Genomic DNA, 6564 nt, shown 5'->3' with positions numbered 1-6564 from the left:
TGCAATTCGCGGAAACTCAAGTCCTTTTTGAAAAAGGAATACAAGCTCCCGCTATTTCTTGCAGTACATACCTGTTACACGTGAAGTGTAACAGGTATGTACTGCGTTGTCAATTATCTATAAATCAATTCGTTTAACACAATTTCTTCTGCACGATTGTGGATGCTGCACATTCTCTGAATCCATTCCCATTGATTATTCTCTTTCATTTCCTCAGTTACAGACTCGGCTTTTTGCATCTGTGAGATGATGATCTTCAATCTATCATGTGCTTGCCCGTTTATATCTGCAAGATAAGTCCAGAGCTGGCAACTCAATACTAAATCATTAAATAACACAGGATGATTTTCTTTTAGATATTCTCGATGCATACGTCCATATTTTCCAATAGGACGTTTTTCCTCCGGCAACTTCAAATCCGGTATGTAGTAATCCCCAACCAGTACATAATCAATTCCGTTCTTCGTAATTCTTTCTTTCATCGTATTTTGACCTCTTTCACAACGTATTTATCATAGCTTGACTTCATCTGTCGTAAAAGTGTCGTAAATTCAGGTCGGATTTTGAAAAAATCCTTGTTTTTCAAGGGCTTTCAGTACTATTTTCGTCACCTGCCGTGGCACACGAATAGTATTTTAATCATGTTCGTATTTCTCCTTATATCTTGATTTTACAGAGGTTCCTCATTTCCCTGTTTTTTAGAGCTTTTGTATAAGTATTTCGTGTCGCGCCAATATCCGAATGACATATTATTTTAACATCTTAGGATTCATGCCCGACTTTGCTCGCTCATTTTCGCTCTTCTCCATTTTTGAAAGAGGTCCGATATAACATTTGAAGTATAACATATCCGGTACTACTCTACTATACTGAAATCTATAAAATGCTATAGTTCAATCTCATTGACATACATGCAGATTGCATGATACTATATACGTGCAAAGTACATGTATAGAGGGGGTGAGTTTTTGCCGCGTAATAAGTATCCAGAAGAAACAGTTCAAAAAATATTGGACGCTTCTTTAAAATTATTTTTAGAAAAAGGGTATGAAGAAACAACTGTATTAGATATTATAAGAGAAATGGGCGGACTGACGAGAGGCGCTTTTTATCATCATTTCAAATCAAAGGAAGAAGTATTTGACGCTTTATGTGAAAAACTTTTTTATGAGAGTAATCCCTTTGAGAAAGCAAAAAGCCACAAAGAACTGAACGGATTAGAAAAGTTAAAGTTCGTATTAAAAACCTCTTTTGATGAAACAGAGCATCATCAGTTAAGTATGGCATCCATGCAGCTTATGGGAAGTCCGGCTTTTCTAAAAAAACTGATTGAAAGTAATCAAGAACTGGCACCTATGTATCAAGAACTGATCGAGGAAGGAATACAAGACGGTTCTATTAAATCAGAACAGCCAAAATTATTAGCAGATTTATTTGTTCTTTTAACGAATTTCTGGTCGATACCTACGATATATCCCATGACTGATGATGAAGCATGGCAGAAATTTTTAATGATCAAATCGATCATGGATAATCTGGGGCTTCCGGTAATTGATGATGAAATTGTCAAGTTATGCAAAGAAAACGTTTAGCGTTGCATATGAAAATAAGATTGTCGAAAGGCAATTTTATTTTTAATAATATACATACATGCTACATGTATAAAAGGAGAAAATTATGAGTGTCTATATTAAGAAAAACAAGTTCTTATTTATCTTAACGATTTTAACCAGCGTAATCTCTTCTCTGGGGTATGTTTTTATGGCTGTCCTGCTTCAGCAACTATTGGATATCGCTATGGATAAAAATATCCAGCAATTTATAAGAACGGTTATATTTTCGATTGTCTACTTTGTAGTGTTGGGATTTTTTCTTTATCTTCAATCGTTACTAAGCAAAAAAGTGATTTGTAAGATTATGCTTCAAATCCGCTCGGATGTTTTTCGAGGGACAATCAATCATAGTATAGAAGATTTTGAAAAGAAGAATACCGCTGATTATATATCTGTCGTTACAAATGATGTGAAAATGCTGGAGGACAATTTTTTACTCCCATTATTTGAAGTAGTCCAATACACCGTTATCTTTATATCATCTTTCGTATTGATGATTTATTTTGACATCATTGTTACACTTTGCGTAATAGTAGCGATTGCAGTTATGTTTCTTATACCAAGTCTGCTGGGTGGAACACTGGAAAAAAGACAGAATAAGTTTTCTTCAAAGTTGGCAGAATTCACAGTCAGCTTAAAAGATATTCTGTCTGGATTTGAAATCATCAAATCATATTCTATGTCAAAAACAGTAATACAACGATTTGATAGGGCAAATACCGAAACAATCAAATCTAAATATAGCGTTGACAGATTACTTGCACTAAACGAGGGGCTTTCTGCTTTCCTAGCCCTTATGGTTCAAATTGTGGTTTTATTCTTATCTGCTTACTTTATTATCGCAGGACGCATAACTGTGGGAACTTTATTAGGAATGGTACAAGTGAGCAGTAATCTGGCAAATCCACTTATTATGATATTTACAAATATTCCTAAAATGAAGAGCGTCCACCCTATTGTAGAAAAGCTGGAAATTATATCGAAATATTCCATATCTCTGCCCCAAAACGAAAGTATAGCCACATATCAATCTCATATAAATGCAAAAAATTTGTCCTTTTCCTATGATGGAACAACAGATATATTAAGCGGAATAGACTGCCTTATTGAAAAAGGTAAGAAATACGTTATTGTTGGGAAAAGCGGTTGCGGAAAAAGTACACTGATCAAACTTTTATCTGGTTATTACTCCACATACAAAGGCAAAATTTTATATGATGATACGGAATTTCATATGCTGGATAAGGATAGTGTGGTTCAGCTGTCATCAATCATTCATCAGAATATCTATATGTTTGACGAAACCATATATGACAATATCTGTTTACATGAACACTATCCAGAGGAACAAGTTGAAAAAGTTATAAAGGACAGCGGATTGACCGAATTTATATCTGAGCTTCCAACCGGCTTGCAATATCGTGTCGGAGAAAATGGCTCTAATCTATCTGGTGGACAAAAACAAAGAATTGCAGTTGCACGTGCTTTGATCAGAAACAAACCTATTCTCATATTAGACGAGGGTACATCTGCTATTGATATGCTGACAGCATACGATATTGAAAACAGATTATTAAAAATGGAAAATTTAACACTCATAACAATTACTCATCATTTAGAACAAAATTTATTGGATAAGTACGATGAAATCTTTTATATGGAAAATGGTCACATTAAAGAAAGGGGAAGTTTTAAACATCTTGTCAATACATCTTCTTGCTTTTCAGAATATTTTCATTTAAAGAAATAAAGGACAACAGAGAGAATGAAGACCAGATCCCCGAACATCAAATGTTATTTTGTGAAATGGGCGAAACAAAGCTGAATGAGCAAGGTAATGTTGATAAGTATTCTTGCGATGCAACATCATTCCCAGTATTACATTTCACTGTTCAAATATCTGATGAAAAAATCAGTACAGCGTTGAACAAATTATCAGAAAAACAAAGAGCGTTTATTTTGCTCTACTATTTCCATGATATGAGCGATAAAGAAATTGCCAAGCTGTCTATGGATAACTGGTTGGACGCTATTCGCCTACAGATTATTCAGCAGAAAAATCCAGATGCCAACGATCTGTATCTGAAAATTCTTGAAGGCTCGCATATTCAAGAGGAAGAATATTTCTTCCACACCATTCATAGCGACTGGGACAATATTATCCGCACCATTCATGAAAACCACGAACACGTTGCTGAATCTGCACCTATCGAAAGACCTATGTCCAATAACAAAAAGGTGCTGCGTTTCTTACAGACTCTTAAATTCAAGAATAACCCTAGCGAGGAATTCTGGCGTTTCTTCTGCGATGAAATGCAAATTCCGTTTGACCACCTTTCCGTGGACGAACATAAGGTTATGAAAGATGTGTTCATGCGTTCCAAGTTACTAAAGGCTCTGCCGAATCGTAAAAGGAGTAAGAAATAGAAAAATGCTTTTGTTTCCAAAACATTCTGGCAACAAAGGCGCCCCTATTTACTTATCCGAAGCAAAAACTCCTGTAATTTTATCTGGGGCTAATAACTTTATTGTGTAAGGAATTTTCAACGCTCCTTTTACGATAATAACTTCCATATTTTCCTTATCATCTTCATCATCAAAAAACAAATCCGGTTTATACAATAACTGAATAACATCGAATAGGCGATAATAGCTATCCGATGGAAAATCTCTCAGCATCGGTCTCATATCAATCCTTCGCTTCGGTGTACTGAGGTTATAAATTACGAACACAACGGTTTGGCTTTGTGCAGCAATATTCTTTAATTTGTAAAGAAAATGCTCGACAGAATCAGCAGCATCTAACAAAACACCATTGAAATCGTCAATTACAACTATTTTCGCTCCTGAATTTTCAACGATATCTAAAATCTTATTGCTTTCCATAAGCTCATTATATGGAATCAGCGCCAAATTTTCACCGTTCAAGGATACTTGGCTACTTGTTAATTTCTCCCAATCTTCTTCCGTGACTATTCCACGCTTTATATACTCCACATTTACATGCGCATTTTCACCAATTATTTCAATACCTACATCAAAAGGCTTATCCTTCATACAGCAATATACAACCCTATGACCAGACATAATATTCTGATTGACAATATGGTGTAAATATGTACTTTTTTTCGAACCCGTATAACCAGCTACCAAGACTATGTTGCCAGGACATACAGGACACAATTTATCCTGTTCTGGATAACCCCAACGTATCAGCGGCATGTTCTCTTGAGGTGGAAATATACTTTTAGGTTTCTCTGTATTTAACGTTGTACTACCGCTATTTTTTAACGAATACCTTTCATAGCACTTATCTCTATGTCCCTTTAACTCTTTTTCGGTAAATCTTCTCCCCTTTGGATGGTGATGATTATAAGATTTTACCTCCGCATGACAATCAAAACACAGTGGAATACAGTTATCTGCAGTATCTTCTCCACCATCAGCGACTTGCTTTATATGATGCAATTCAATTTTTTGACCTACATACTTTCCGCACAGACAGCAATGCCTACCACAGCGAACCAGTACGTCATCTGCAACACTTGTTGGAAATCCCATACATTCACCCCTTTTCAATTAATTATGTATCTAACATATCCCAATCGTCTCCTAAAACCCATCTGAGAGCAGAAAGTTTACCATTGAGCATTCCCCATTCAAAATCACTATATGGTCCAAGATTTTCTTCTCCGTATTTATCAATTACTTTCTGGGCAGAATTTAACGCACCTTTCCATATTTCCGGATCAACGGTTTCCATTCCAGTTTCAATTCGATATCTCAAAGACAAGTGCCTATCAAACCATATTTTATCAAGAAAAACACCCACAGCATCGACTATTTCATCTATGCTACGTGGTTCATCTTCATAAAATTCTTCATCATCACTTTCAGGAAATTCCTCCATCAGTTTTACATCAGAAAGACTCTTACTTAATTTGTATTCTTCTAAACCAATAGTCAGTTTTTCTAATGCAGCTTCAATATTAGATATTTTCTGATTTTGATTAGCAAAAAAAGCCAACTGTTCCTCTTTGTTCATTTCAAGTTCAAGAAATTCCATACGAATTCCATAATTTTCCGGTGAATTCAACAAAGTTGTAAGTCTCTCCAAATGATAAATTTGTACATCCATATCATCGTCGATTTCCGTTAATTCTTTTCGTTCAGACAATCTTAACTCCTGATTCGTAACAAACACAATACCATTTGCCTTGTTCCGTTTCACTCCTTCTAAATCGTGTTCAAATTTAGATTTTATATCTGAAAAACTCTGCTGCCCTCTTGGAAAGTAAACGGCTCCAATCCATTTTGTTCCATTATTAGTTAAAATCATGTCTTTCAACCCATCTCTGCCCCCTAAGGGATGAGATGGATCAACGTTTCTAAATCCATCACTAAGAAGTACTACTGCTGCCAAGCGCTCTGCTGGCGTTTGGCCTTTATCCCATTCTAATAATCTATGCCAAGTTTCTCGTCCATCGTTTCTTCTCATGTATTTGCTCCTTTTATAGCACCATTTATCTACGAATATTATATCAGATTATTCAGCAAAATAAATATTCCAAACAGATGAAGTTCAAATTCAATTTGTTTTCCATTAAAATAAAAATGGCGAAATACTTATCGTAACACTTCGCCAGAGAACCCTAACCTGTTTAAGCATAAAAATACTTGGCTAATCAAAGATTGATACATATGCTGTAATTGCATTTTTATATATCAAATGGATGTAAAGCAAATGTCTTTAATACGATATTACCTGTTAACGAAGACGAAAAAATAAAAGCACCTACATTTCTGTAGATGCTCTTACGCCAAATGCATGGCCACTAACTCTAAACGTTAGCTTTACCGTACTATTATTATACACATTTCTAAAAAAAATGCAATAGATTTATAAGATTTTTTAAAGTTTCATCCAAACCCTGAAGTGAAAAGTTTATTT

General features: G+C 35.1%; 6 protein-coding genes. 3 read left to right on the top strand and 3 right to left on the bottom strand.

Annotated features, from left to right (window positions below; genetic code table 11):
• Window positions 1–113: 113 nt before the first annotated feature.
• A complete protein-coding gene (locus BKD12_RS15925) occupies window positions 114–482 on the bottom strand; it encodes a TnpV protein (protein ID WP_015573221.1) in 369 nt (122 codons plus the stop codon).
• Between the two features lie 486 nt (window positions 483–968).
• Here BKD12_RS15925 and BKD12_RS15920 point away from each other — a divergent pair, with 486 nt between their 5' ends.
• The 3 genes from BKD12_RS15920 (at window position 969) to BKD12_RS17350 (ending at window position 4040) form a co-directional block, all read left to right on the top strand.
• Window positions 969–1592, top strand: a complete 624-nt coding sequence (locus tag BKD12_RS15920) for a TetR/AcrR family transcriptional regulator (protein WP_070090333.1) — start codon at window positions 969–971, stop codon at window positions 1590–1592.
• 85 nt (window positions 1593–1677) lie between these two features.
• A complete protein-coding gene (locus tag BKD12_RS15915) occupies window positions 1678–3363 on the top strand; it encodes an ABC transporter ATP-binding protein (protein ID WP_070090332.1) in 1686 nt (561 codons plus the stop codon).
• A complete protein-coding gene (locus BKD12_RS17350) occupies window positions 3330–4040 on the top strand; it encodes an RNA polymerase sigma factor (RefSeq protein WP_070090331.1) in 711 nt (236 codons plus the stop codon). The genes BKD12_RS15915 and BKD12_RS17350 overlap by 34 nt, the downstream gene beginning before the upstream one ends.
• 48 nt (window positions 4041–4088) lie before the next feature.
• On the opposite strand, the gene BKD12_RS15905 is transcribed toward BKD12_RS17350, so the two are convergent.
• Both BKD12_RS15905 and BKD12_RS15900 read right to left on the bottom strand, forming a co-directional pair.
• The gene (locus BKD12_RS15905) at window positions 4089–5174 is read right to left on the bottom strand and encodes a DnaB-like helicase C-terminal domain-containing protein (protein ID WP_070090330.1); all 1086 of its coding nucleotides are present in this window, start codon (window positions 5172–5174) and stop codon (window positions 4089–4091) included.
• A 22-nt stretch (window positions 5175–5196) separates the two neighbouring features.
• Window positions 5197–6111, bottom strand: a complete 915-nt coding sequence (locus BKD12_RS15900; RefSeq protein ID WP_070090329.1) for a hypothetical protein — start codon at window positions 6109–6111, stop codon at window positions 5197–5199.
• Between the last annotated feature and the right edge of the window lie 453 nt (window positions 6112–6564).

It is taken from the genome of Merdimonas faecis (genome assembly GCF_001754075.1).
Lineage (GTDB): Bacteria > Bacillota > Clostridia > Lachnospirales > Lachnospiraceae > Merdimonas > Merdimonas faecis.
The sequence above is the reverse complement of the archived record's forward strand: the minus strand, read 5'-3'. Positions and strand labels throughout refer to the sequence as shown.